25 protein-coding genes are annotated in these 23,778 nt (G+C 62.0%); 22 read left to right on the top strand and 3 right to left on the bottom strand.

All coding sequences use genetic code 11. The features are described from left to right. The first annotated feature begins 28 nt into the window (after positions 1-28). From GEOBRER4_RS12685 to GEOBRER4_RS12665, 5 genes are all read left to right on the top strand, one after another. Positions 29-619: a DUF502 domain-containing protein gene (locus GEOBRER4_RS12685; RefSeq protein ID WP_185242604.1), complete on the top strand. Its 591-nt coding sequence runs from the start codon at positions 29-31 to the stop codon at positions 617-619. A gap of 11 nt (positions 620-630) precedes the next feature. Next, positions 631-1,596, top strand: a complete 966-nt coding sequence (locus tag GEOBRER4_RS12680; protein ID WP_185242603.1) for a D-2-hydroxyacid dehydrogenase — start codon at positions 631-633, stop codon at positions 1,594-1,596. Positions 1,597-2,236: 640 nt separating this feature from the next. After that, complete coding sequence (locus GEOBRER4_RS12675) at positions 2,237-3,886, top strand: AMP-binding protein (RefSeq protein WP_185242602.1); 1,650 nt, start codon at positions 2,237-2,239, stop codon at positions 3,884-3,886. A gap of 122 nt (positions 3,887-4,008) precedes the next feature. Continuing rightward, a complete protein-coding gene (locus GEOBRER4_RS12670; RefSeq protein WP_185242601.1) occupies positions 4,009-5,199 on the top strand; it encodes a M24 family metallopeptidase in 1,191 nt (396 codons plus the stop codon). Positions 5,200-5,416: 217 nt separating this feature from the next. After that, a complete protein-coding gene (locus GEOBRER4_RS12665) occupies positions 5,417-6,742 on the top strand; it encodes a citrate (Si)-synthase (protein WP_085812273.1) in 1,326 nt (441 codons plus the stop codon). A 180-nt stretch (positions 6,743-6,922) separates the two neighbouring features. Here the strand turns inward: GEOBRER4_RS12665 and amrA are convergent, their stop codons facing one another. Continuing rightward, positions 6,923-7,474 (bottom strand): AmmeMemoRadiSam system protein A, encoded by a 552-nt coding sequence (gene amrA / locus GEOBRER4_RS12660; RefSeq protein ID WP_185242600.1) that lies wholly within the window; start codon positions 7,472-7,474, stop codon positions 6,923-6,925. Between the two features lie 460 nt (positions 7,475-7,934). Between amrA and GEOBRER4_RS12655 the strand changes: the two genes are divergently transcribed. The 15 genes from GEOBRER4_RS12655 to coaBC all read left to right on the top strand — a co-directional run bounded on the left by GEOBRER4_RS12655 (position 7,935) and on the right by coaBC (position 21,017). Next, positions 7,935-8,138 carry a hypothetical protein gene (locus GEOBRER4_RS12655; RefSeq protein WP_012530088.1) on the top strand — a complete coding sequence of 68 codons (204 nt, stop codon included), beginning with the start codon at positions 7,935-7,937 and terminating at the stop codon, positions 8,136-8,138. 147 nt (positions 8,139-8,285) lie between these two features. After that, positions 8,286-8,699, top strand: coding sequence for a nucleoside-diphosphate kinase (ndk, locus tag GEOBRER4_RS12650; RefSeq protein ID WP_085812276.1), 414 nt, complete (start codon positions 8,286-8,288; stop codon positions 8,697-8,699). Between the two features lie 66 nt (positions 8,700-8,765). Then, a complete protein-coding gene (rlmN, locus tag GEOBRER4_RS12645) occupies positions 8,766-9,821 on the top strand; it encodes a 23S rRNA (adenine(2503)-C(2))-methyltransferase RlmN (RefSeq protein ID WP_185242599.1) in 1,056 nt (351 codons plus the stop codon). A gap of 34 nt (positions 9,822-9,855) precedes the next feature. Beyond that, entirely contained in the window at positions 9,856-10,719 is an 864-nt protein-coding gene (mtnP, locus tag GEOBRER4_RS12640) for an S-methyl-5'-thioadenosine phosphorylase (protein WP_185242598.1), read from the top strand. 79 nt (positions 10,720-10,798) lie between these two features. Further along, positions 10,799-11,716 (top strand): PfkB family carbohydrate kinase, encoded by a 918-nt coding sequence (locus GEOBRER4_RS12635; RefSeq protein WP_085812279.1) that lies wholly within the window; start codon positions 10,799-10,801, stop codon positions 11,714-11,716. 103 nt (positions 11,717-11,819) lie between these two features. Continuing rightward, the gene (locus tag GEOBRER4_RS12630; protein WP_185242597.1) at positions 11,820-12,572 is read left to right on the top strand and encodes a tetratricopeptide repeat protein; all 753 of its coding nucleotides are present in this window, start codon (positions 11,820-11,822) and stop codon (positions 12,570-12,572) included. A gap of 1 nt (position 12,573) precedes the next feature. Then, positions 12,574-13,395 (top strand): helix-turn-helix domain-containing protein, encoded by an 822-nt coding sequence (locus tag GEOBRER4_RS12625; RefSeq protein ID WP_185242596.1) that lies wholly within the window; start codon positions 12,574-12,576, stop codon positions 13,393-13,395. A gap of 264 nt (positions 13,396-13,659) precedes the next feature. After that, complete coding sequence (locus GEOBRER4_RS12620; protein WP_012530095.1) at positions 13,660-14,040, top strand: response regulator; 381 nt, start codon at positions 13,660-13,662, stop codon at positions 14,038-14,040. A 26-nt stretch (positions 14,041-14,066) separates the two neighbouring features. Further along, a complete protein-coding gene (locus GEOBRER4_RS12615; RefSeq protein ID WP_085812282.1) occupies positions 14,067-14,510 on the top strand; it encodes a universal stress protein in 444 nt (147 codons plus the stop codon). An 87-nt stretch (positions 14,511-14,597) separates the two neighbouring features. Beyond that, a complete protein-coding gene (locus GEOBRER4_RS12610) occupies positions 14,598-15,788 on the top strand; it encodes a response regulator (RefSeq protein ID WP_185242595.1) in 1,191 nt (396 codons plus the stop codon). 73 nt (positions 15,789-15,861) lie between these two features. Further along, entirely contained in the window at positions 15,862-16,269 is a 408-nt protein-coding gene (locus tag GEOBRER4_RS12605; RefSeq protein WP_185242594.1) for a response regulator, read from the top strand. Between the two features lie 9 nt (positions 16,270-16,278). Then, positions 16,279-17,862 (top strand): NAD(P)/FAD-dependent oxidoreductase, encoded by a 1,584-nt coding sequence (locus GEOBRER4_RS12600; protein ID WP_185242593.1) that lies wholly within the window; start codon positions 16,279-16,281, stop codon positions 17,860-17,862. Between the two features lie 61 nt (positions 17,863-17,923). After that, positions 17,924-19,084, top strand: coding sequence for a 3'-5' exoribonuclease YhaM family protein (locus tag GEOBRER4_RS12595; RefSeq protein ID WP_185242592.1), 1,161 nt, complete (start codon positions 17,924-17,926; stop codon positions 19,082-19,084). 67 nt (positions 19,085-19,151) lie between these two features. After that, on the top strand, positions 19,152-19,781 hold the full coding sequence (locus GEOBRER4_RS12590; RefSeq protein WP_185242591.1) for an MBL fold metallo-hydrolase: 630 nt from the start codon (positions 19,152-19,154) through the stop codon (positions 19,779-19,781). Between the two features lie 9 nt (positions 19,782-19,790). Continuing rightward, positions 19,791-21,017, top strand: a complete 1,227-nt coding sequence (gene coaBC / locus GEOBRER4_RS12585) for a bifunctional phosphopantothenoylcysteine decarboxylase/phosphopantothenate--cysteine ligase CoaBC (protein WP_185242590.1) — start codon at positions 19,791-19,793, stop codon at positions 21,015-21,017. On the opposite strand, the gene GEOBRER4_RS12580 is transcribed toward coaBC, so the two are convergent. Further along, positions 21,006-21,926, bottom strand: a complete 921-nt coding sequence (locus GEOBRER4_RS12580) for a zinc dependent phospholipase C family protein (RefSeq protein WP_085812289.1) — start codon at positions 21,924-21,926, stop codon at positions 21,006-21,008. The genes coaBC and GEOBRER4_RS12580 overlap by 12 nt on opposite strands. Before the next feature lie 34 nt (positions 21,927-21,960). On the opposite strand from GEOBRER4_RS12580, the gene GEOBRER4_RS12575 reads away from it, so the two are divergent. Then, on the top strand, positions 21,961-22,617 hold the full coding sequence (locus GEOBRER4_RS12575; protein WP_185242589.1) for a uracil-DNA glycosylase: 657 nt from the start codon (positions 21,961-21,963) through the stop codon (positions 22,615-22,617). On the opposite strand, the gene GEOBRER4_RS12570 is transcribed toward GEOBRER4_RS12575, so the two are convergent. Continuing rightward, positions 22,614-23,030: a hypothetical protein gene (locus tag GEOBRER4_RS12570; protein ID WP_185242588.1), complete on the bottom strand. Its 417-nt coding sequence runs from the start codon at positions 23,028-23,030 to the stop codon at positions 22,614-22,616. The genes GEOBRER4_RS12575 and GEOBRER4_RS12570 overlap by 4 nt on opposite strands. Before the next feature lie 173 nt (positions 23,031-23,203). Here GEOBRER4_RS12570 and GEOBRER4_RS12565 point away from each other — a divergent pair, with 173 nt between their 5' ends. After that, a complete protein-coding gene (locus GEOBRER4_RS12565; protein ID WP_085812292.1) occupies positions 23,204-23,521 on the top strand; it encodes a BON domain-containing protein in 318 nt (105 codons plus the stop codon). Positions 23,522-23,778 lie beyond the last annotated feature (257 nt).

Below are 23,778 nucleotides of genomic sequence, written 5' to 3'. Positions count from 1 at the left end.
ACGCAAACCCGAAGCTTTGGAGGCGGTAATGGAGAAAATAATCAGGCACTTCAAGGGGCGGTTCATCACCGGGCTCTTCGTCGTGGTTCCGCTCGGCATCACCATATTCATACTGAAGTTCCTCTTCAACTTCGCCGACGGCATACTCGGCACCTATCTCGACTCGCTTTTGTCGGTCTTTCTGGACAACCCGTACCACATCCCGGGTCTGGGGATGCTGACCGGCGCCATCGTCATCTACTTTTCCGGGGCGCTCGCCACGAACGTCATGGGGACCAGGATCATCAGGTGGTGGGACCAGCTCCTCTCCAGGATCCCCGTGGTTAAGTCCATCTACGGCTCCAGCAAGCAGTTGACGCAGGTGTTCAAGGAGGGGAAATCATCCTACCGGCGCGCGGTGTTCGTGGAATGGCCCAGACCCGGGGTCCGCGCGGTGGGGTTCGTGACCGCAGAGGTGGAGCGCCAGGGGGAGAAGCTCGTGGTGGTGTACGTCCCGACCATGCCCAACCCGACCTCGGGTTTCGCCCTCTTTTTCAAGGAAGCCGAGGTGCACGACTGCGGCATGACGGTTGAGGATGCCGTCAAGTTCGTGGTTTCTGGCGGTGCCGTGGTGCAGTGAGGGAGGAGCCCATGAAGATAGTGGTCCTGGACGGATACACGCTGAACCCGGGCGACAACCCCTGGGACGAGGTGGCGGCCTTAGGCGAGCTGACGCTCTACGACCGCACCCCTTCGGAGCTCGTAGTGGAGCGCTCCCGCGGGGCGCAGATACTGCTCACCAACAAGACGCGGCTTACCGCGGCCTCCCTGGAGGCGCTGCCGGAACTGAGGCTCATCTGCGTCCTGGCTACCGGGTACAACGTGGTGGACCTGGAAAAAAGCGCACAGCTCGGTATCCCGGTGGTCAACGTCCCTGAGTACGGCAGCGATTCGGTGGCCCAGCACGCCATCGCCCTCCTTTTGGAGCTCACCAACAAGGTGGCCAGCTATCATGAGGCGGTGGCGCGCGGCGAGTGGTCCTCCTCCCCGGATTTCACCCTGGTGGGCGAGCCTTTGACGGAACTTAGCGGCAGGAAGATCGGTATCGTAGGGCTGGGGAGGATCGGGGGAAGGGTGGCGCAGATCGCCAATGCGCTGGGGATGGAGGTGCTCGCCCACAACCCGAGGCGCCGGGTGGCGCCCGAGGGGGTCTCTTTGCGCTGGCTCGGCCTTGAGGAGCTTTTCAAAGAGGCAGACGTGGTGAGCCTGCACTGCCCGCTGAGCGCCGAGAACGAAGGGATGGTGAACCAAAGGATGCTCGCGCTGATGCAGCCGCACGCGCTTTTTCTCAACACCTCGCGCGGCGGGCTCGTCGTCGAGCGGGACCTGGCAGAGGCCCTGAACAGCGGGAGCATCGCCGGCGCCGCGGTCGACGTCGCCGCGAGCGAACCGATACCTGCGGACAGCCCGCTCCTTACCGCAAGAAACTGCATCATCACCCCGCATGTAGCCTGGGCCACTTTATCCGCCCGGCGCAGGCTCATGGCGGTGACCGCCGCCAACATAGCCTCCTTCCTCTCGGGCAAACCGCAGAACGTGGTGAACGGGGTGCTGTAAAAACTCCCTCCCCCCGCTTCTCCAGGCGCAGTCCCGCGCGTTTTTCCCCACCCTGGGATTTTGTGGCCGTGAGTATCCGGACCTCACCGAAATGAACTCCCGCAGGTTATCAGAGTACCCTTCCTTAACGACCCGCCGGTCGCACTGCCGGGGCGGGGTTTCGAACACCGTATACGTCATGGTCCCCTGCCGCGGGAGCGCCGGCAGCGCCCTTTTTTGATCCAAGTCGCCGGTTTGACTGCAAGAAAGTGGGTGAGCCGCCTGGCGTCCACATCGTTTGTGGATAGCGCTGTGGAAAAGGGGTGGAGAGACGGGAAAAATGTTTTCAAATTGCCAGCATCTGCAGATTGCCTAAAAAATAGACAGCGAAAATGTAACGCTGTTGCAAACACTGCCTTAATGATTTCAGCTGCTTAGCGTAAAGTGGGTCGTGGCCGCGGGAAATTCTGTCAAGCTTTTTCTGCGGCTCGCGGATAAAGGGTCCCGGCCTGGCCGGAGATGGCGCCCGCCTTTCCGCGGGGGCTGCCCCCATTCTATGTCTTGACATGCCGTAGACGCTGTGTTAATTGGTAAAACCTTTTTATTACAGGAACTTGATTTCCTGATGAGGTGTGCCGCAAGGTTACAAGGAGGGTTTCCCATGTCGCAACAGATAGAGTTGACGGTCGGGGCGTTGCTGGACGACATTGCGGGGAAGTTCCCCGACAATGAGGCGCTGATCTACGTGGAAAGGGGATTGCGCTACAGCTATCGCGAGTTCAACGAGCGCTGCCGGCAGATTGCCAAGGGGCTTTTGCGCATGGGGGTGAAGAAGGGGGACCATCTCGCCATCTGGGCCTACAACGTTCCCGAATGGATCCTTTTGCAGTTCGCCAGCGCGAAGATCGGGGCCGTCCTCGTCACCGTCAACACGAGCTACAAGTCGGCGGAGCTCGAGTACATCATGAAGCAGTCCGATTCCAGCTTCCTGTTCCTGGTGCAGGGGTTCAAGGACACCGACTACATCCAGACCCTGGCCGACGTGGTGCCGGAGCTTGCCCAAAGCGAGCCGGGAAAGCTCAAAAGCGCGGCGCTGCCGTTTTTGAAGCACGTGGTCTTCCTGGAGGAAGGCGCCCCCGCCGGGACCATCAACTTCGAGAGCATCGTGGAACTAGGCCGCGAGGTCCCGGACGCGGAGCTTGCCGCGGTGGAAAAGACCCTCTCGGTGCACGACGTGATCAACATGCAGTACACCTCCGGCACCACCGGCTTCCCGAAAGGGGTGATGCTGACCCACCACAACATCGTGAACAACGGCTTCAACATCGGCGAGTGCATGCGCTTCACCGAGAAGGACCGGCTCTGCATCCCGGTTCCCTTCTTCCACTGCTTCGGCTGCGTCTTAGCCGTCATGGCCTGCGTCACCCACGGCTCCACCATGGTCCCCGTCGAGATCTTCGATCCTTTGAAGGTGCTCCAGGCGGTGGAAAAGGAGCGCTGCACCGCGCTGCACGGGGTTCCCACCATGTTCATCGCCGAGCTCGAACACCCCCGCTTCTCCGAGTTCGACCTCACCTCGCTTCGGACCGGGATCATGGCCGGCTCCAACTGCCCCATCGAGGTGATGCGCCGGGTGATCCGGGACATGCACGCCAGCGAGATCACCATCGCCTACGGCCAGACCGAGTCCTCGCCGGTCATCACCCAGACCCGCACCGACGACCCCATCGAGCTCAAGGTCTCCACCGTGGGTAGGGTGCTCCCCAACGTGGAACTGAAGATCGTGGATATCGAAAGCGGGCAGGAGCTCCCGCCGGGGAAGCAGGGGGAGCTTTGCACCCGCGGCTACCTGGTGATGAAGGGGTACTACAAGATGCCCGAGGAGACCTCCAAGGCGATCGACGCCGACGGCTGGCTGCACACAGGCGACCTGGCCGTCATGGACGAAAACGGCTACTGCAAGATCACCGGCAGGATCAAGAACATGATCATCCGCGGCGGCGAGAACATCTACCCGCGCGAGATCGAGGAATTCCTCTACACCCACCCGAAGATCTCGGACGTCCAGGTCTACGGGGTGCCGGACCGCAAGTACGGCGAGCAGGTGATGGCGGCCATCGTCCTGAAACAGGGGAGCGAGATGACCGAGGCGGAGGTAAAGGAGTTCTGCCGCGGCCGGATCGCCAACTACAAGATCCCGAAGTACGTCCGCTTCGTCGATTCCTACCCGATGACCGCCAGCGGCAAGATCCAGAAGTTCAAGCTGCGGGAAATGGCGATACGGGAACTGCAACTTGAGGAAAACCAGTGAAAAACGGGGCGTCGAACCAATAACCTCCCGGTATCACTGGCCATCTGTTGACGGCGGGGGCTTTGTGAGTTATCTTTCCTTCTCCTTTTCATGAACATCATGGAAAGGAGAAGGAGGAAGTGATGCGGCTGACGCCAAAAAACGAGCTGGAGTACCGCTACAGAAAGCTGCAAAGCGAGATGGCCGGCGCGGGACTCGACGCGGTCATCATGGTCCAGAATGCGGACCTCTTCTATTTCACCGGCACGGCGCAGGCGGGGAACCTCTACGTTCCCGTCTCCGGCCGCCCCTTGTACCTTGTACGCAGGAACTACCTCCGGGCCCGCATGGAAAGCGCGCTGGCCGAAGTGTTTCCTGCACCCTCCCTGAACGACCTCCCAGGCCTGGTATCGGACCACGGTCACAAAGCCCCGAAAAGGCTCGGACTCGAGCTCGACGTCCTCCCGGTCAACCTCTACCTGAAATACCGCGCCCTCTACCCCGAGGCCGAACTGGTCGACGCCTCGCCCCTGATCCGCCGGGTGCGCATGGTGAAGTCGCATTACGAGATCCATATCATGCAGGACGCCGGCAACCAGGCGGACAAGGTGTACAAGAAGGCGGCCGAGTACATCCGCGAGGGGATCTGCGAGGTGGAGCTTGCCGCGGAACTTGAGCGCTTTTCGCGCCTGGAGGGGCACCAGGGGTACGTGCGCATGCGGGCCTTCAACGGCGAGGTGGGCGGTTTCCAGGTCTTGGCCGGTCCTGATGCCGCGGCGCCCGCCGCGAGCAACACCCCCCTTGGGGGTATGGGACTTACCCCCGCCTTCGGCCACGGGGCAAGCTACAACAGGATCCGGCGCGGCGAGCCGGTCGTGGTCGACTTCGCCAGCTGCTTCGACGGTTACCTGGTGGACCAGACCAGGGTCTTCGCCCTGGGCTCCGTCTCCGACCGGATGCGGCGCGGGTATGAAGACATGCTGCGCATAGAGGAACTGATGGTGCAGATGGCCGAGGTTGGAGGGAGCTGGGGGGGGATCTACCACGCCTGCCTCGATCTTGCCCGCGAAATGGGGTACGCGGACAACTTCATGGGGACACCCGGAAGCCAGGTCCCCTTCATCGGCCACGGGCTCGGCGTAGAGATCGACGAGTACCCCTTCATCGCCCGCGGCTTCGAAGCGGAGACGCTCCAGGTCGGGATGGCGTTTGCCTTCGAGCCGAAACTGGTGTTTCCCGGGGAAGGGGCCGTCGGCATAGAAAACTCCTTTTATCTCTCGGAACAGGGACTTAAGAGGCTGACCTTCTCCAGACAGGAGCTGGTGCTGCTCTGACTTCAATTAAAATGTATGCAAAATAGTAAAACAGGATTTTTTGTATTGAAATTGGCGGTTGGCTTTGGTATACATTTGAAAACTCTTTGTATACAGTATACCTTCCGAGCGCATCCGGCCGAGGTTTCATTCGACCGGCACGGTGTCAGCGGGCGATTCGATCGTTTTAATTCAAAGATTGTGTACCTCAACCCCAACAGAAAAGGAGATCTGGCACATGACGCAATTAAAAGAGAAATTGTTTGAGAAGATCCAAGCCCACCGTCCCCGTATCACCCGCCTGACCAAAGAGTTCGGCTCGGTGGTCATCGACAAGGTGGACATCGGTCAGTGCATCGGCGGCGCCCGCGACATCAGGTCGCTGGTCACCGACATCTCCTACCTCGACCCGCAGGAAGGTATCCGTTTCCGCGGCAAGACCATCCCGGAGACCTTCGAAGCGCTGCCCAAAGCTGCCGGCTCCGAGTATCCGACCGTCGAGTCTTTCTGGTACTTCCTTTTGACCGGCGAAGTCCCGACCCCGGCTCAGGTCGCAGCAGTTGAGGCCGAGTTCAAGACCCGTCAGGTCGTTCCCGAGTACGTCTACGCCGCAGTCCGCGCGCTGCCGAAAGAGAGCCACCCGATGGTCATGCTCTCCGTCGGTATCATGGCGATGCAGAAAGACTCCAAGTTCGCTGCGTTCTACAGCGGCGGCAAGTTCAACAAGATGGACGCCTGGGAGTACGTCTACGAGGACGCAAGCGACATCGTCGCCCGTATCCCGGTTCTCGCCGCATTCATCTACAACCTCAAATACCGCGGCGACAAGCAGATCAGCATCGATCCGAAGCTCGACATGGGCGCTAACTTCGCCCACATGATCGGCCAGAGCGAGCAGTACAAGGACGTGGCAAGGATGTACTTCATCCTCCACTCCGACCACGAGTCCGGCAACGTCTCGGCTCACACCACTCACCTGGTGCACTCCGCTCTCTCCGACCCGTACTACGCTTACTCCGCAGGCCTCAACGGCCTGGCAGGCCCGCTGCACGGCCTGGCCAACCAGGAAGTTCTCGGCTGGATCATGGAGTTCCAGAAGAAGCTCAACGGCGCAGAGCCGACCAAAGAGAACGTCACCAAGGCTCTCTGGGATACCCTCAACGCAGGCCAGGTCGTTCCGGGCTACGGCCACGCCGTTCTCAGGAAGACCGACCCGCGCTACACCGCGCAGCGCGAGTTCTGCCTCAAGACCCCGGGCCTCAAGGACGATCCGCTGTTCAAGCTGGTCGCAATGATCTTCGAGACCGCACCGGGCGTCCTCACCGAGCACGGCAAGACCAAGAACCCCTGGCCGAACGTCGACGCGCAGTCCGGCGTCATCCAGTGGTACTACGGCCTCAAGGAGTGGGACTTCTACACCGTTCTCTTCGGTGTGGGGCGCGCCCTGGGCTGCATGGCGAACATCACCTGGGACCGCGGCTTGGGCTACGCCATCGAGCGTCCGAAGTCCGTCACCACCGACATGCTCGAGAAGTGGGCTGCCGAGGGCGGCAGGAAGATGTAAGCAGGAAGCTGCAGAAACAAAAAAGGGGGCGCTCATGGCGCCCCCTTTTTTTGTATCTAATATAGTAATGACAAGGATGCCCCGCCTTGGAAAGGCTCTTCCCGGGTTTTAGCCCCCTCCGGTGATGGCGCCTTCTCCCACCCGCTTCCCCCCTCCCGCTGGGGGAGGGGGGACTTGCCTTTAGTGACGCTCCGCGAGGATCTGCGCGGTGAAGACGTAGAGATCCGCCCCCTCTTTCCAATCCTCCTTCTTAAGCCCCGCCTTGAGCGCTGTCTGGCTCAGGAAGGTCTCCCGGTCCCAGCCGTGCTCGACTGCCACCTGCGGCAGCAGCACGCCGCGCGAGAAGTTTTTCTCCAGGTACAGGCCATGTCTTCCCACTACGACCTCCTCGGGGGTCTCGATCTTTTGCAGCGGCGAGAGCACCGATATCTCCAGCTCGAAGTCGGCCAGGTCCTCTTGCTTCATGGGGTAGAAGCGTGGGTCCCTGGTGGCGGCCGATGCTGCCATCTCCTGCACCAGCAGGTAGAGCGGCTGCTCCGAGTTGAAGTTGCCGATGCACCCCCTGAGCGCCCCCTGCCGCTTGATGGTGACGAAGCACCCTTTGGGTTCCTGCAGGTGCGCCTCGGTCACCTGCTGGACTTTCACCTTCCCGGTTTCGACGGCGGAAGTCACGGCTTCCCTGGCTAGGTGCAAAAGGAGTTTTTTATCTGCGGAATTGAGCATTTCGTTCACGAGCCCCCCTTAACGGCGCTGGCTACCCGGTGCCGGAAATTAATTTGCCTAAAATAATATATTTACCCGTAGTTTACAAGCATTAACCTTGCTCTCCGGGACTCTCCGGCGGCTGCGCCGCGAACCGGGGGGGAAGCGGCGGGTACTGCATATGTCGTTCGGCCTGTGGCGCGGGATCCGGCCTGCGCCACCATCGTTTTTCCCCCGCCAGCCGCATCCTGCAACGCGGAGAGTCCCGGCGGCGCCGGCCTCCGGGGTGACGCTAAAAGCACGGCGGTTCGCATACTTTCGCCGCCATGAGCCGGGACAGAGTCCTTTAATAATTTTTTGCGTTTCTTTCCTTTAAAAAGTATTGACTTTTGCGGGAATGCTAGTATATTCGCCCTTTGTTGTGACACAAAAAACCAGTGCGCTTCGCGCAGTAATGGTAAATCTAAAAAGAAAAGAGGTGATATCGTCAATGAAAAAACTGATCTCCTTGGCACTTTGCCTGGCTCTGGCTCTGTCCTTTGCTGCTGGCTGCAAGAAGAAGGAAGAGGCTCCGGCTCCGGCTGCTGAGCAGGCTGCACCGGCTGCACCGGCTGCACCGGCACAGGCTCCGATGTCCTCCGCCACCGCTCCGGCTGCTCCGGCAGCTCCGGCCGCACCGGCTGAGCACAAGTAATTCGGAACAGGGCCGCCCTGTTTCACGAAGCCCACAGAGTCATCTGTGGGCTTTTTTTGTATTTGCTCCCGCCTATTTGCCTTGACAACGGGGAGGCGGGAATGCTAATTAGAACGGTCGTCTACTACAATGAATCCGGAGGAAGCAATGGAAAGAACATTTGCCATCATAAAGCCTGATGCAGTCGAGAGGAACGTCACCGGGAAGGTCCTGGCGATGATAGAAGAGGGCGGGTTCAAGATCGTTGGCATGAAGAAGATCCGCCTCTCCAAGTGCCAGGCTGAGGGTTTCTACTACGTGCACAAAGAGCGTCCCTTCTTCGGCGACCTCTGCGCCTTCATGTCCCGCGGCCCGGTGATCGCACTGGTGCTGGAGAAAGAGAACGCCATCGCCGACTGGCGTGGCCTGATGGGCGCCACCAACCCGGCAAACGCCGAGGAAGGGACCATCCGCAAGGCGCTGGGCGTCAGCATCGAGGAGAACACGGTGCACGGCTCCGACTCCCCGGAGTCCGCTTCCTACGAGATCCCTTATTTCTTCAACCAGCTCGAGCTGGTCTAAGCCGCAACTGGTCGAGGCAGATCAAGAGCCCTTCGCTAGAAGGGCTTTTTTATATCCAAAAAGGCAATGCTGAAAACAGACATCAAGAATTTGACCCTGCAGGGGCTCGAGTCGTACATATCAGGACTTGGCAAGGAGCGCTTCCGCGCCAAGCAGATCTTCAAGTGGCTCTACCAGATGGACGCCGGAAGCTTCGAGGAGATGACCAACGTCTCCAAGGAGTTCCGGGTGATGCTGGGTGAGATCGCCCAGATCAGCAACTTGACGCCCGAGGTGGTGGAGGCGAGCGAGGACGGGACCAGGAAGTACCTATTCCGCCTCTCGGACGGCAGCGCCGTGGAAAGCGTCCTCATCCCCGACGAAGGGCGCAACACGCTCTGCATCTCGAGCCAGGTCGGCTGCGCCATGGGGTGCGCCTTCTGCCTTACCGGCAGCTTCGGGCTTTCCCGCAACCTTACTACGGCCGAGATCGTGAACCAGGTCTGCGCTGTGAAGCGCGACCAGCCGGTGAGCAACATCGTCTTCATGGGTATGGGGGAGCCTTTGGCGAACCTGAAGGCCGTGATCCCGGCGGTGCAGATCCTCACCGACCCGGACGGCTTCCAGTTCTCCACCAGGAAGGTCACCGTCTCCACCTCGGGGCTGGTACCGGAGATGGCGGAGCTTGGGCGCGGCTGCACCGTGAACTTAGCCGTGTCGCTGAACGCCACCACTGACGAGGTGAGGAACCGGATCATGCCGGTTAACCGCCGCTACCCGCTGGCCGAGCTCCTTGCCGCCTGCAAGGCGTTCCCGCTGCCGTCCCGGCGCTGGATCACCATGGAGTACGTGATGATCCGGGATCTGAACGATTCGCTTGACGACGCGAAGAGGTTGGTGCGTCTGATCAGCAACATCCCGTCGAAGGTGAACCTGATCCCGTTCAACGAGCACGAGGGGTGCGATTTCAAATGCCCCACCCAGGAATCGATCGACCGCTTCCACAAGTACCTGTTGGACAAAAACGTCACCGTGATCACCCGCTCTTCCCGCGGCAGCGACATCTCCGCCGCCTGCGGCCAGCTCAAGGGAAGGCTGGATCAGGCGGGCGCCGCGCCCAAGGAATGCGGCTGCGAAGGGTAACGCAAGAACTGAAATTCAATCGCTGGAGGTAGAGATGGCAAACGAGGTAATCGGTGTTATCGGAGGCAGCGGGCTCTACGAGATGGAGGGGATGACCGACGTCGCCCAGGTGACGGTGGATACCCCCTTCGGCAGGCCGAGCGACGAGTACGTGACCGGGACGCTGGACGGCGTCCGCATGGTGTTCCTGCCGCGGCACGGCAAGGGGCACCGCTTCACCCCCAGCGAGGTGAACTACCGCGCCAACATCTACGGCATGAAGAAGCTGGGGGTCACCCGCATCATCTCGGTGTCGGCGGTGGGAAGCCTCAGGGAGGAGATCGTCCCGGGGCACATCGTGATCCCCGACCAGTTCATCGACCGCACCCGCGGCTTCCGAAAGGACACCTTCTTCGGCAACGGCGTGGTTGGTCACGTGCAGTTCGCCGACCCGGTCTGCGGCGAACTCTCCGGGCTTTTGCACGCAGCCGCAGTCGAGGTGGGCGCAGTCGTCCACCGCGGCGGGTGCTACGTCTGCATGGAGGGACCGGCCTTCTCCACCCGCGCCGAGAGCCACCTGTACCGCTCCTTCGGGGCGTCGGTGATCGGCATGACCAACCTGACCGAGGCGAAGCTCGCGCGCGAGGCGGAGATCTGCTACGGCGTCATAGCGCTTTCCACCGACTACGACTGCTGGCACGACGCCCATGCCGACGTCTCGGTGGAGGCCATCATCGCCATCATCAAGTCGAACGTCGCCAGCGCGAAGAAGATCATCCGCCAGGCCGTCTCCAGGGTGGCCGCTGGACGCGCCTGCGCCTGCGGCGAGGCGCTTAAGTACGCCATCATCAGCGACACCTCCGTGATCCCGGTGGAGACCCGCGAGAACCTGGAGCTTATCATGGGGAAATACCTCTAGACGGCTGTCCGCGCTGCCGGCAGACCAGAAACAGATGGACCCTGCCGTACCTCATCCCTTATCGCTTCCAGGAGGTTTTATGAGCATACTCGTTGTCGGTTCCGTGGCCCTTGATTCCGTCGAGACCCCTTTCGGAGAGAGGGAGCGCGTTCTCGGCGGTTCCGCCACCTACTTTTCCACCTCCGCCAGCTTCTTCACCGACGTCAACCTCGTGGCGGTGGTGGGCGAGGACTTCCCCGAGGAGCACACCACGTTCCTCGCCTCCAGGAACATCGATCTCACCGGCCTCTCCAGGGTCCCGGGAAAGACCTTCCACTGGAAAGGGCGCTACGGCTACGACCTGAACGAGGCGCAGACCCTGGAGACGCACCTGAATGTCTTCGAGAGCTTCAAGCCGGTGATCCCCCCCTCCTATGCCGACGCCGACTACCTGATACTCGCCAACATCGACCCGGAACTGCAGATGGAGGTGCTGAACCAAGTGCCGAACCCCAAGGTGGTGGCGCTGGACACCATGAACTTCTGGATCTCCTCGAAGCCCGAGGCGCTCAAGAAGGTGATCAGCCGGGTCGACTTCCTCATCATCAACGAGGGTGAGGCGCGCCAGCTTTCCGGGGAGGCTAACCTGGTGCGGGCGGCACGGGCCATCATCGGCATGGGGGTGAAGAACCTGATCGTGAAGCGCGGGGAGTACGGCGTGCTCATGTTCAACGGGCACTCGGTGTTCGCGGCGCCGGCCTTTCCGCTTGAGGAGGTCTTCGACCCCACGGGCGCGGGCGACACCTTCGCCGGCGGCTTCATGGGGTACCTGGCCAACACCGGCGACGTCTCCGAGCAGGGGGTGCGCCAGGCGGTGATCTTCGGCTCGGTGATGGCCTCCTTCAACGTCGAGGCCTTCAGCCTCGACCGCCTGAAGACGCTCTCCTACGCCGAGATCGAGTCCCGTTACCGCAGCTTCAAGAAGATGACGCATTTTCAGGGGGTAGGGGAGCTCTGACCGGGGCGCAGGCACCCCGTCGGCTGAAGGGCTCCTCATTGACAACCACTCGCTAATCTGCTAATTTCCCCCGGTACCTACCGGCAGCCAAGAAGTGAGGCTTATGTCCCGTCAGATTCCGATCATGCTGTCCCTAGCCCTTTTGCTCACCACGGGATGCGCCCTGAGCCAGGGGGACAAGAACCGATCCATCTACCACTACCAGATGGGGCAGTCCTTTTACGCCGAGAACAACTACACCGGCGCCCTCCTGGAGCTGAGCGAAGCCGAGAAGCTCACCCCGAAGGACCCGGATCTGCTGAACCTTCTGGGGCTCACCTGTTACCGCAAGGGGCGCTACGACCTTGCCGAAGAGAAGTACCTGAAGGCGATCGCCAACAAGGAGCGCTTCTCCGACGCCCGCAACAACCTTGGGGTCAACTACCTGGAGATGAAGCGCTGGGACGACGCCATCGAGCAGTTCAAGCTGGTGCAGGACGACATCTTCTACCAGGGGCAGGACGGCGTCGCCATCAACCTGGGGCTTGCCTATCTGGGCAAAGGGGAGTACCAGCAGGCCCTGACCGTCTTGCGCAACGCCGCCGCCAAAAACGGCAGCGACCCCCGCATCCGGCTCAACCTGGGCCGGGTCTATTTCGCCCTCGAAAAGACCGAACTCGCGGTCGAAGAGTACCAAAAGGCCCTGCAGCTGAACCGCTCCTACGCGACCGCCCATTACTACCTGGGGCTCGCGCAGATGAAGCTCAAGGACGCCGAGGCGGCCAAGAGCGCCTTCCAGGACGTGGTTCGTCTGGCCCCCGATTCCGATATCGGGCAGCTCTCCAGGGAGTACCTGGACCTGCTCAAGGTGAGGTGACGTGTCTGATCCAGAGCAGAACATGGACGCGGAGGTGCCGGTAGGGAGGTACCTGAAGGGGGTGCGAGAAGCGCGCGGGCTCAAGCTCGAAGACGCCTCCCAGGTAACGAAGATCGGCAAGAACTACCTGGTGGCGATCGAGGAGGGGCAGTTCGAAAAGCTCCCCAACGTCGCCTACATCAAGGGATTTTTGAGGCTCTACGCCGGCTACCTCTCCCTTTCCGGAGACGAGGTGGTGGCAAGGTATGAGCGCGAACTGGCCCCGGCAGCGAAGCCGCAGGCGGAGCCCGCGCAGCCGCGCCCGGGTATGAAGACTGTCGAAAAGGCGAAGCTTGCCGGCCCCGGGCGCTGGATCATCCCCGCCTTTTTGCTGGTCCTGGTCGTCATCACTGCGCTTTTTTACTCCGACGCCGACGAGCCTCCCCCCTTGCCGCGGCCGGCGCCCCCGGCTCCGCTCCCCGCCCCGGTTCTGGCTCCCATGACCTCCCCGGTGCAAAAGCAGCTCAGTTCGGCGCGCCCCGCACCTTTGGCGGAGCCTGCGGCCGAGCCTTCCCTGGACGCCGCCCCCGCCGGGAGACAGAAGGGTGTGGTCCTTAAGCTGCGTTTCAACCGGGACAGCTGGCTCAGCATCACCATAGACGACAGCATATCCCAGCGCTACGACCTGAAGGCCGGCGACATCATCGAGTGGAAGGGGCAGCGCTCCTTCTCGCTTGAGCTTGGCGACGGCGGCGCCGTCGAAGGCGAATTCAACGGCCGGCCGCTGCAGGCGCTTGGGCAGGCCGGACAGCCTGCGCACGTGGAGCTGAAGGCGGAACAATAGTTCAAGCTGGCGCAAGACTTCCATGGCAGAAACTTGGGGCCGAGGCTTTGGGAAGGGGCGAAGGTCATTAAAAGCCCCGGCATTTCAATGAGGAGCTTTTTCCCTGTGCTGAAAGCAGACCCGTCTCCCCGGGCGCAGAGTGATGCCGACTTCCGGTAAGCTGCGTAAAAGATTACCTCTTGGGGAAAGAAGGGGCGGCTTGACACCCCGGGGGGCGGTGCTAGAATCAAAGCTGCATTTTTAATAAACGAATCGGAGCCGATCTTGCCAAAGCAGCCCAAGCGAATATTGGTGGTAGATGACGAGGAGAACGCGCGCATCGGTCTCTCCCGGTTGCTGGCGAAGGAAGGGTTCCTGGTTGACAGCGTTGCCAACGGTTTCGAGGCTCTGAACTACCTGCGCGAGCAGGAAGTGAACCTGATCGTGACCGACATCAACATGCCGGAGATGAATGGCATCACCTTCTTGAAGGAACTCAACCGGAGCTATCCCTCCAGCAACGTGATCATGATTACCGCCTACGGCGGTGTCGAGTCCTATATCGAGGCGATGAACCTTGGCGCCTTCGAATACATCAACAAGCCGGTGAAGATAGACGAGCTCAAATCGATCCTGAAAAAGATCTTCAAGGAAACCAGCCACTGACTCAGAACAGTTCACGGGGAGGCGGGATGAGAAGCTTCGACAAGATTCTGTTTGCCACCGATTTTTCCGAGAGCTCGGACCACGCGTTCGAGTACGCGCTCACCCTGGCCAAGCAGTTCGACAGCCAGCTGACCATCCTGCACGTCATCAACGAACCGGTGGACCTGCGCGGCTTCTACGTGCCGCACATCTCCTTCGAGAACCTGGAAAAGGAGATCGAAGAGGGGGCCGAGAAGATGATGGGGAAGTTCTGTGAGAGCCGCCTCTCCGGCTTTGCCAACTACCAGTGCTCCATCGTCACCGGCGTCCCCTGGGAGGAGATCCTGAAGCGGGCCGAGAGCGACCATTCTTCCTGCATCGTCATGGGGACCCAGGGGAGAAGCGGGATTGACCACCTGCTGTTCGGCAGCACCGCCGAGCGCGTGGTTAGAAAGGCGCTCTGCCCGGTTGTAACCGTACGGCTCGCCTGATTGCGGCGCCATAAGACTTCTGCGGGGCAGCGTTTGCTGCCCCTTTTTTTTGAAGAGCACAATCCCTAAAGAACAGGAACGCCCGTCATGTCCCAACAGGATAAAGAGCCGCGCGGCCGCGTGCTGATAGTCGACGACGAGAAGGTCATCCTCGACCTTACCGCCATCATCCTCAAAAACCGAGGCTACCAGGTGTTCACCGCCCTTTCCGCCCAGGAGGGGCTCGACTGCATCGAGAAGCAAAGCCCGGAGCTCGTGCTTCTGGACTACATGATGCCGAACATGGACGGCCTCACCGCGCTCAAGGAGATCAAGCGGAGCTACCCCGACACCTACGTGATCATGTTCACCGGCAAGGGGAGCGAGGAGATCGCCGTCGAGTTGATGAAGGCGGGGGCCTCCGACTACATCCTGAAGCCTTTCAACAACCAGGACCTGGTCGACAGGATCGAGAGCGTCCTGAAGCTGCGGGGGATCGAGCTGCAAAACCGCGCCCTTTTGAGCGAACGGGAGCGGCTTCTGGCCGAGATCGCGGACTGGAACCGCGAACTGGAGCGCCGGGTGCAGGAAAAAAGCGAGGCGCTGCGCCGGGCCCAGGTGGAGGTGGTGCAGTCCGAGAAGCTCGCCTCGCTCGGCTACCTTTCCGCCGGGATGGCGCACGAGATCAGGAACCCGCTGAACTCCATCGCGCTTTTCGTGCAGCTCATCAAAAGCGGCCTCGACGAGCACGAGCGCCTGGACTACGTGGAGAAGATCCTCAAGGAGGTGGACCGGATCGACAACATCCTGGGGAAGCTTCTGGACGCCTCCAAACGCCCCAAGTTCGAGATCAGCGAGGTGCGGGTCGACCGGGTCCTGGAGCACACCCTGGACGCCTTCACCCCGCAGCTGCGCCAGAAGAAGATCCGCGCCGTCACCGACTTCAAGAACATCCCCCCCGCCATCAAGGCGGACCCGATGGAGATCGAGCAGATCTTCACCAACCTCTTTTTGAACTCCATCCACGTGATGCCGGAAGAGGGGACCCTGACCGTAGAGCTGGAAGGGGACGAGCAGTGGCTCACGGTGCGGGTCTCCGATACCGGCCCGGGGATCCCGCCCGAGAACCTCCCCAACATCTTCGACCCGTTCTTCACCACCAACAGCCGCGGCACCGGGCTCGGGCTCTCCGTGGTCCTGCGCATCGTGAAGACTTACAAGGGGAAGATCGAGGTGGAGAAAAGCGACAACTCGGGGACCACCTTCCTGGTGCGCCTGCCGCTTGCCGCGCCGAGGTAGCGGGAGGATTCTCCCTTCCCTTTTGGGGCGCATTTTTGTATGATGGCGCATCCCATCGCGCTTTGAGGTTGAAATGACAGCAGAAAACCGGAGAAAGATCCTCCTGGTGGACGACGACAAGTTCTTCCAGAAGGTGATGTCGGACGCCTTTGAGAGCGCCGGCTTCGCTGTGGTCACCGCCGATGACGGCCAGGCCGGCGTGGAGGCCTACGGCCAGGGGGAATTCGACGCCGTCATTTTGGACCTCGTCATGCCCAGGATGGGGGGGGTGAGCGCCTCTCTCGAGATCATCCGGCTCTCGGAAGACCCGGACCCCGTCATCATCCTCCTGACCTCCATGTTCCAGGGCGCCCCGCACGAACACCCGATCGCCGAGATGGGCGCCAAGGTGCACATACCGAAATCAACCCCACCGCTGGACATCGTCATCATCGTCGAGCAGCTTCTGGAAAGAAAGAGGCGCGGCTCCAGCGCCGCCTGACGGAACCCCATGCCATTTCTGCTAAGAAACCTCGCCCTTTCTCCCGGAGAAGAGGAGCGCCTTTTGCGTCCTATGGCCGCGGCCAAGCTAGGCGTCCCCGAGAGCTCCATCACCTCCATCTCGCTGGTGCGAAAGGGGGTCGACGCCCGCAAGAAGGGTAAGATCAAGCTGGTCTATACAGTGCAGGTGACGCTTTCCGACGAGACCCGGGTCAAGGAGGGGGGGGACGTTTCCCGGGTCGAGCCGGCTCGAAAGGAGCAGTTTCCCAGGATCGCGTCGAAGGAGCGTATCGTCATCGTCGGCATGGGGCCGGCCGGGCTCTTCGCGGCGCTGAGGCTCGCCGAGTACGGGCTCAGCGCCCTGGTCCTCGAGCGCGGGCGGGAGGTGGAGCGACGCGGCACAGACGTCGCCCGCTTCTGGCGCGCGGGGGAGCTCCTCCCCGAGAGCAACGTCCAGTTCGGCGAGGGTGGGGCGGGGACCTTCTCCGACGGCAAGCTGACCACGCGGGTGAAGGACGAGAACTGCGGCTGGGTGCTGAGGCAGCTGGTCCAGTTCGGGGCCCCGCCGGAGATCCTCTACCTGGCGAAGCCGCACATAGGGACCGACCGGCTGCGCGCCGTGGTGAAGGGGATCAGGGAGCGGCTCATCGAGGCGGGTTTCGAGATCCGCTTCGAGAGCAGGGTGAGCGGGATCGGGCTCTCCGGCGTACGGGTGAACGCCGTGGTAGTGAACGAGACCTCGGAGCACCCCTGCGATGCGCTGATCCTGGCGCCAGGGCACAGCGCGCGCGACACCTACGCCATGCTGCACCGGGCAAAGGTATCGCTGGAGGCGAAGCCTTTCGCGGTGGGGCTCAGGGTGGAGCACCCGCAGGCCCTGATCGACGAGATCCAGTACGGCAGGAACCCGCACCCGGAGCTCCCGCCTGCCGAGTACGCGCAGGCCTACAACAACGAGAAGACGGGTCGCTCCGCCTATTCCTTCTGCATGTGCCCCGGCGGGGTGGTGGTCGCCGCCGCCTCCGAGGCGGGCGGGGTAGTGGTGAACGGCATGAGCGGCTACCGCCGCAACGGCCCCGGCGCCAACAGCGCGCTCGTCGCCACCGTTGGGCCTGCGGACTTTCCGGGGGAGTCGCCTCTTTCCGGGATCGAGTTTCAGCGCGACCTGGAGCGGAGCGCCTATGCGGCCGGGGGAGGGGGATACCTGGCGCCGGCGCAGAGCCTACTCGCCTTTCTGGGGGAGGGGAAGGGGAGGGTCGCTTCCAGCTACCGCCCCGGCGTGGTCGAGTGCGAGCTGACCCCACTTCTACCCGCGGCCGTCGCCGCGACGCTTAAGGAGGGGATCCGCCATTTCGACAGGAAGATGCGCGGCTTCGTGAGCGCCGAGGCGACCCTCACCGCGGTCGAGACCAGGACCTCGGCCCCCCTGCGCATCCTGCGGGGCCCCGACCTGCAGTCGGTCTCCCACCCGGGACTCTACCCGACCGGCGAGGGGGCGGGGTACGCCGGCGGCATCATGAGCGCCGCCCTCGACGGGATTCGCGTCGCCGACGCCATCGCGGCGCGGCTCGGTGCCGGGAAACCAGAGGTGTAACAACAAACGGTTCAACGCCGCGGCGCCCCTAAGGGGAGGCGCGGCCTACAAGGAGCTTCAAGTGAAAAAGAAATGCGTTGCCGAGATAAAGGACCGCGACCTGGTGGAGGCGGTCTTCCTGGTCAAGGAGAAGATCGTGGCCATGGCGAAGAACGGCAAGCCGTACCTCACCCTGAAGCTTATGGACAAAAGCGGCGAGGTCGACGCCAAGGTCTGGGACAACGCGGACCAGGTGGGCGCGCTCTTCGACCGCAACGACTTTCTCTCCGTGCGCGCCAAGGCGAGCGTCTACCTGGGCAAGATGCAGTTGATCGTCTCGGAGCTGAAGAAGGTTCCCGAGGAGACGGTGGATCTGGCCGACTTCCTTCCGGAAACGAACCGGGACATAAACTCCATGGTCGAGGAGCTGCACGCTCTCATCGCCGGGGTGAAGGACCCGGACCTTTCCAGGCTTTTGTCCTCCTTCTTCCACGACCCCGAACTCCTGGCCCAGTACCGCGTAGCGCCGGCGGCCAAGGGGATGCACCACGTCTACCTGGGGGGGCTTTTGGAGCACTCGCTTGCCGTGGCGAAGCTGGTCGACGCCATGGTCCCGCTCTACCCTGGGCTGAACCGCGACCTCCTGATCGCGGGCGCGCTTTTGCACGACGTGGGGAAGGTGCGCGAGATGACCTACCTGCGCTGCTTCGACTACTCCGACGAGGGGAAGCTGATCGGCCACATCACCATCGGGGCCGAGATGCTGCACGAGCGGATCACGGCGCTCCCGGGCTTTCCCGCCGAGCTCGCCATGCTCTTGAAGCACATGATCCTGTCGCACCACGGCCAGTACGAATACGGCTCCCCCAAGCGCCCTAAAACGCTGGAGGCGACCATCCTCAACTACCTGGACGACCTTGACTCCAAGATCAACGGCATCAGGACCCACATCCGCAAGGAGCCGGACAACCCCTCGCGCTGGACCTCGTACCACCGCCTCTACGACCGCTACTTCTTCAAGGAGAACGGCCTCTTCGAGGAGGAGCAGGATCTCGCCCCCGAGGCGTGCCTGGAGCCGTCCGAGCTTTTGCCGCAGACGGTGGCGGCCCCGGCGCCGCCACTGGCGGGCGCGCCGGAGCAGGGGGCGCCGCGCCGTGAACGCACGGACGCTCCCCGGGGCGGCCAGGAGCGCAAGAGCTTCAGCAACAACCCCTTCGCCGCGCTGAAAAACGGCAGGGAATAACTTTCGATGCATCGAAGCGGGTTCCCGGCCGCAGCCTAGGCGCCCGGCACCGCAGGGAGGAAATGGCATGTTGTTCGAGACCATAGTGGTCGGCGCGCTAGGCGTCAACTGCTTCATACTGGGAGACAAGCAGAGCAACGAAGGGGTGGTGGTGGATCCGGGCGCAGACTGCGACCTGATCCTCGACGCCGTCACGCGCTTCGGGATCAAGATCAAGTACATCGTCAACACCCACGGCCACTTCGACCACGTCGGCTGCAACCGCAGCCTCAAGGAGAAGACCGGCGCCGAGCTTTTGATCCACCAGGGAGACCAGAAGCTTCTGGAGCTGGCCGCCAAAAGCGCGCAGAAGTACGGCCTGAGCGTCGAGGACTCCCCGGCCCCGACGAGGTTCCTTGAGGACGGCATGAAGCTCGAGTTCGGCAGGCGCTCCATCGAGGTGCTGCACACCCCTGGGCACACCCAGGGGGGGTGCTGCCTGCTTCTGGCCCACGAGAAGCTGGTGATCACGGGCGACACCCTTTTCGCCGATTCGGTAGGGCGCACCGACCTGCCCGGCGGCTCCCACGAGCAGCTGATGGCCTCCATCAAGGCGAAACTGATGCCGCTTCCCGACGACACCACCGTCTGGCCCGGCCACGGCCCCTCCAGCACCATCGGGCGCGAGAGGCGCAGCAACCCCTACATCAACGAATAGGAGGAGGCGATGCTGAAAGGGAAGGAGATCGTTCTAGGGGTAACCGGCGGGATCGCGGTATACAAGGCCGTCGAGCTGTTGCGCCTTCTGGTCAAGGCCGGGGCGACGGTCCACGTGGTGATGACTAAAGGAGCGAAGCAGTTCGTCACGCCGCTCACCTTCCAGACCCTTTCGGGGAACCCGGTGCACAGCGAGCTCTTCAACCTGATCTCGGAGCAGGAGATTGGGCACATCTCGCTGGCCGAGCGGGCCGACCTCTTCATCGTCGCCCCCGCCACGGCCAACTGCATCGGGAAGCTCGCCTGCGGCATCGCCGACGATCTTCTGACCACCACCGTGATGGCCACCAGGGCGCCGGTCCTGATCGCCCCGGCCATGAACGTCAACATGTACCACAACCCCATCTACCGCGAGAACGAAGAGCGCCTGAAGAAACACGGCTACCTCTTCGTGGCGCCTGCCTGCGGCATGCTCGCCTGCGGCTACGAGGGTGAGGGGAAACTGCAGGCCCCCGAGGTGATCCTGGAGGAGGCGGTGGCGGCCTTGACCCCCAAGAGGCTCAAGGGGGAGCGGGTCCTGGTGACGGCGGGCCCGACCCTGGAGGAGATCGACCCGGTGCGCTTCATCAGCAACCACTCCTCCGGCAAGATGGGGTACGCCATCGCGAGGCAGGCGCGCTTGAGGGGAGCGGAGGTCACCCTGGTGACAGGGCCTGCCGCGCTTTCTGCGCCGCACGGGGTGAAGCTGGTCCGGGTGCAGAGCGCGACCGAGATGCGGGACGCCGTGCTGGATGCCCTGGAGCGAACCGATATCGTGATCAAGGCGGCGGCTGTGGCCGATTACCGCCCGAGGTCCCGCAGCGGCCAGAAGATGAAGAAGAGCGAGGCGGAGCTTTGCATCGAGCTCGAGAAAAACCCGGACATCCTGGCCGAGATAGGGGCCATGAAGGGTGGACGGCTCCTGGTGGGGTTCGCGGCCGAGACCCAGGAACTGGTGAAAAATGCCGGCGCCAAGCTCAAGGCGAAGAACCTCGACCTGGTGGTGGCGAACGACGTCTCCCAGGAGGGGGCCGGGTTCAACGTCGACACCAACATCGTCAAGCTCCTGTACCGGGATGGCCGGGTAGAGGAGCTCCCCATGATGGGGAAGGATGAATTGGCAGGGGAGATACTGGAGCGCGTGGAAGTTCTGCGCGGGGCCACGGCAGGGAAGGGGGACGCCTCGTCAAGCCGATAGGATCTCCAAGAGGAGCTCGGGGCGGCAGATGGCTTCCTTCAGCTTCGGCTTCAGCTCTTCCAGCTCGGCTATCGCCTGGGGCTTGGTGAGCTTTCCGGTCCGGTACAAAAGCCTCAGGTTCTTGCGCACCGCTTCCGCTGCGGCCAGAGCCCGCTCCCCGGTGGGGTCGGCGAAGTAGTAGCGGGACTCCTCGTCGTTGTTCAGGAAGTCGAACACCGCCTCCTGGGCGAGCTGCATGTACTCCTCCCGGTCGTCCTCCTCCAGCACGTAGCGGGAGGATTCAGAGAGCGTCTGCAAAAGGCTTTGCCATTTCTCCAGGCGGCTCACCAGCAGGATCGAGTTGAAGATCCGCTTGTTGGTGCCGAAGGAGAAGATGGTGTCGGAAAGGACCTTGCGCAAAAGCTGGTCGTTGGAGCTGAAGTGTTCCAGGGACACCTTCTTCGCCGTCTCCCAGATCTCCTTTTCCACGAAGTTCTCGAAGCGCATCTCCCAGTAGGCGTGCTTCAAGGTGAGGGAGGAGAAGCTCCTCATCACCTTGTAGGGGACGTAATAGTTGTGTGCGATGCAGTCCGCGGCGAGATGGCTCAGGTAGCCGTAGGCGCAGGCCTGTTGCGCGGCGTCCCCCGCCTTGTCCAGCACCCGGTGGCCGATGCGCCAGCGGTGGCAGTGCTGCAGGTAGTGGGTGAACTTCTTGCCGAGGGTGATGTCCGCCGCGATGGTGCCGTAGAGAAAGTCGTAGGGGTGCGCCGAGATGACGGCCGCAACGGCAGGTTTCAGCGCGTCGAGGTTGGCGAGGACGTTCATGCCGAGCTGAAGATGGATTCCGGCGCCCCAGGCGTAGGCCTGTTCGGGTACCGCTATGACCAGGAAGAGTGTTGCTGCAGCTAGTATCCACATGTGGTCGAGCATAGTTAATGAGGCTGAAAAAGTAAAGGGGTTTGGGATGGTCGAGATGGACGAAAGGGAAACCGTGCTTGGCTCGCTGAAAGGTTACCTGGCCGAGCTTTTGGAGAGCGGCGTGGACGAACTCCCCCTCACGGCTCAGCCGGTTGCCGCAGAGAGGGCTAGGAGCGTCGCCCCTCGGTCCCAGGAGGCTCGCGCGGAAGCGCCGCCGCCCCCTCGCCCGGAGACTGTTCCGGCGCCCCCCGCTCCAGAAGAAAGGGAAGGCGTCACAGCACCGGAGGAGCCCTGCCGCATCGAGGGGGACCCGCAAGCCCGGCTTCTCTTCGTCATGCACGGATCAGGATTCAGCGGTGAGGCGGGAGGTCTCCTGGAGAAGATCGTCGCCGCCATGGGGTTCAGCAAGGAAGAGGTCTGCCTCTTCAGCCTTCCCCCAGGCGGGGTTTCGCGCGCCGCCCTCGCCGGCCGGATCGCATCCCTGGCCCCGGAGGTGGTGGTAAGCATGGGGGAGGAGGCTACCTCCCTGCTGCTCCAAAGCGAGGCCCCATTGCAGCGGCTGCGCGGCAGGTTCCACGACCTGGCTGGAATACCGCTCATGCCGACGCACCACCCCGAGGCGATGCTGGAAAACCAGGGGCTGAAACGGGACGCATGGAACGACATGCAAAAGGTCATGGGGCGTCTGGGGAAAGGGCGTTAGTGCGGAGCGCTGCAGGCCTTGAGCCTCCCGTTCTCGAAGAGCTCGATGGGCTGCAGCTCGACGCAGACCTTGCCGTCGACCTCGACCCGGGTGGCGAGGACGCATCCCTGTAGTTTGCCGGAGACATAGAAGCTGATGGTGCTGTACTCGTTGCAGGTCAGCTCTTCATAGTAGAAGAAATCCCTGGTGATGCAGCTTTTCAGTGTTCCCAGTTCGTAGAATTCCGCCTCAGCGTACATGTTGCATCTCACGCCGCTCAAAAGGGTGATGTCCTTCAGCGGACAGGACTTAAGCTCGCCGTTGGGGTAATAAATCACCGTCCCACCGGGGTTGCAGATCGATGCGTCGACACCGAGAGCTGTCCCGGTCCAGATGGTGAGAAACAGGCTTAAGGCGAGCAGTATGAGCTTCATTGACCCCTCCCCGCTGCAACTTGTTGCTGGCTGGAAACACCCGCCAAGTATAGTGGTAAAATGAGTCCTTTCAAATTTTATACGCTCTTCCCCCCGGTCTTGACACATAAATAGTATTGGATACCATTAATGCGCTTCAGGCAGCTACATCCTCAAAGGAAAAGGAGATGGATATGGCAAAGTTTCGACGGATGGCAATGGTTATCCTTTGTGCCTGCATGATGGCCTCCTTCACCACGGGCTGCAGGACCACGCCCAAACACGACAGCGCTGGGGAGTACGTCGACGACACCGTGATTACCACCCGCGTGAAAGCGGCTATCTTCGACGAGTTGGCGCTGAAGACCTTCCAGATCAACGTCACTACCTTCCAGGGCGTGGTGCAATTGAGCGGGTTCGTGGACTCGGCCGAGAACGCCAGGCGGGCAGGGGAGATCGCCCGCGGCGTCAAGGGGGTAAAAGAGGTGAGAAACGACCTGATCGCCAAGTAGCCCACCACCTGCACCCACAAAAAAACCCGCTTCGGCGGGTTTTTTCGTTTCAGGTGAAAACCCCCTCCCTTGGGAGGGGGCTAAGCGCCATAGGGTCATCACGTCGACCTCAAGACGCATGGAAAAGGCGAGCAGCAGTGAAAAGAGCAGGCTCTGCAGCATGAGCCCCACCGTCATCCGGGAGCTTCAGGTAACGGTAATTTATATAGGCGAAGGTGGCGGTGAGCGTGGTGAGGAACGCCGTGATCTCGAAATAA

Source organism: Citrifermentans bremense (genome assembly GCF_014218275.1).
Classification (GTDB): domain Bacteria; phylum Desulfobacterota; class Desulfuromonadia; order Geobacterales; family Geobacteraceae; genus Geomonas; species Geomonas pelophila.
Note: the sequence above shows the minus strand (reverse complement) of the source record. Positions and strands in the feature narration are given on the sequence as shown.

Coding starts and splice junctions, on each gene's coding strand:
- GEOBRER4_RS12685 (WP_185242604.1), top strand. CDS start 29: ATGGAGAAAATAATCAGGCACTTCAAGGGGCGGTTCATCACCGGGCTC.
- GEOBRER4_RS12680 (WP_185242603.1), top strand. CDS start 631: ATGAAGATAGTGGTCCTGGACGGATACACGCTGAACCCGGGCGACAAC.
- GEOBRER4_RS12675 (WP_185242602.1), top strand. CDS start 2,237: ATGTCGCAACAGATAGAGTTGACGGTCGGGGCGTTGCTGGACGACATT.
- GEOBRER4_RS12670 (WP_185242601.1), top strand. CDS start 4,009: ATGCGGCTGACGCCAAAAAACGAGCTGGAGTACCGCTACAGAAAGCTG.
- GEOBRER4_RS12665 (WP_085812273.1), top strand. CDS start 5,417: ATGACGCAATTAAAAGAGAAATTGTTTGAGAAGATCCAAGCCCACCGT.
- GEOBRER4_RS12655 (WP_012530088.1), top strand. CDS start 7,935: ATGAAAAAACTGATCTCCTTGGCACTTTGCCTGGCTCTGGCTCTGTCC.
- ndk (WP_085812276.1), top strand. CDS start 8,286: ATGGAAAGAACATTTGCCATCATAAAGCCTGATGCAGTCGAGAGGAAC.
- rlmN (WP_185242599.1), top strand. CDS start 8,766: ATGCTGAAAACAGACATCAAGAATTTGACCCTGCAGGGGCTCGAGTCG.
- mtnP (WP_185242598.1), top strand. CDS start 9,856: ATGGCAAACGAGGTAATCGGTGTTATCGGAGGCAGCGGGCTCTACGAG.
- GEOBRER4_RS12635 (WP_085812279.1), top strand. CDS start 10,799: ATGAGCATACTCGTTGTCGGTTCCGTGGCCCTTGATTCCGTCGAGACC.
- GEOBRER4_RS12630 (WP_185242597.1), top strand. CDS start 11,820: ATGTCCCGTCAGATTCCGATCATGCTGTCCCTAGCCCTTTTGCTCACC.
- GEOBRER4_RS12615 (WP_085812282.1), top strand. CDS start 14,067: ATGAGAAGCTTCGACAAGATTCTGTTTGCCACCGATTTTTCCGAGAGC.
- GEOBRER4_RS12610 (WP_185242595.1), top strand. CDS start 14,598: ATGTCCCAACAGGATAAAGAGCCGCGCGGCCGCGTGCTGATAGTCGAC.
- GEOBRER4_RS12605 (WP_185242594.1), top strand. CDS start 15,862: ATGACAGCAGAAAACCGGAGAAAGATCCTCCTGGTGGACGACGACAAG.
- GEOBRER4_RS12600 (WP_185242593.1), top strand. CDS start 16,279: ATGCCATTTCTGCTAAGAAACCTCGCCCTTTCTCCCGGAGAAGAGGAG.
- GEOBRER4_RS12590 (WP_185242591.1), top strand. CDS start 19,152: ATGTTGTTCGAGACCATAGTGGTCGGCGCGCTAGGCGTCAACTGCTTC.
- coaBC (WP_185242590.1), top strand. CDS start 19,791: ATGCTGAAAGGGAAGGAGATCGTTCTAGGGGTAACCGGCGGGATCGCG.
- GEOBRER4_RS12580 (WP_085812289.1), bottom strand. CDS start 21,926: ATGCTCGACCACATGTGGATACTAGCTGCAGCAACACTCTTCCTGGTC.
- GEOBRER4_RS12575 (WP_185242589.1), top strand. CDS start 21,961: ATGGTCGAGATGGACGAAAGGGAAACCGTGCTTGGCTCGCTGAAAGGT.
- GEOBRER4_RS12570 (WP_185242588.1), bottom strand. CDS start 23,030: ATGAAGCTCATACTGCTCGCCTTAAGCCTGTTTCTCACCATCTGGACC.
- GEOBRER4_RS12565 (WP_085812292.1), top strand. CDS start 23,204: ATGGCAAAGTTTCGACGGATGGCAATGGTTATCCTTTGTGCCTGCATG.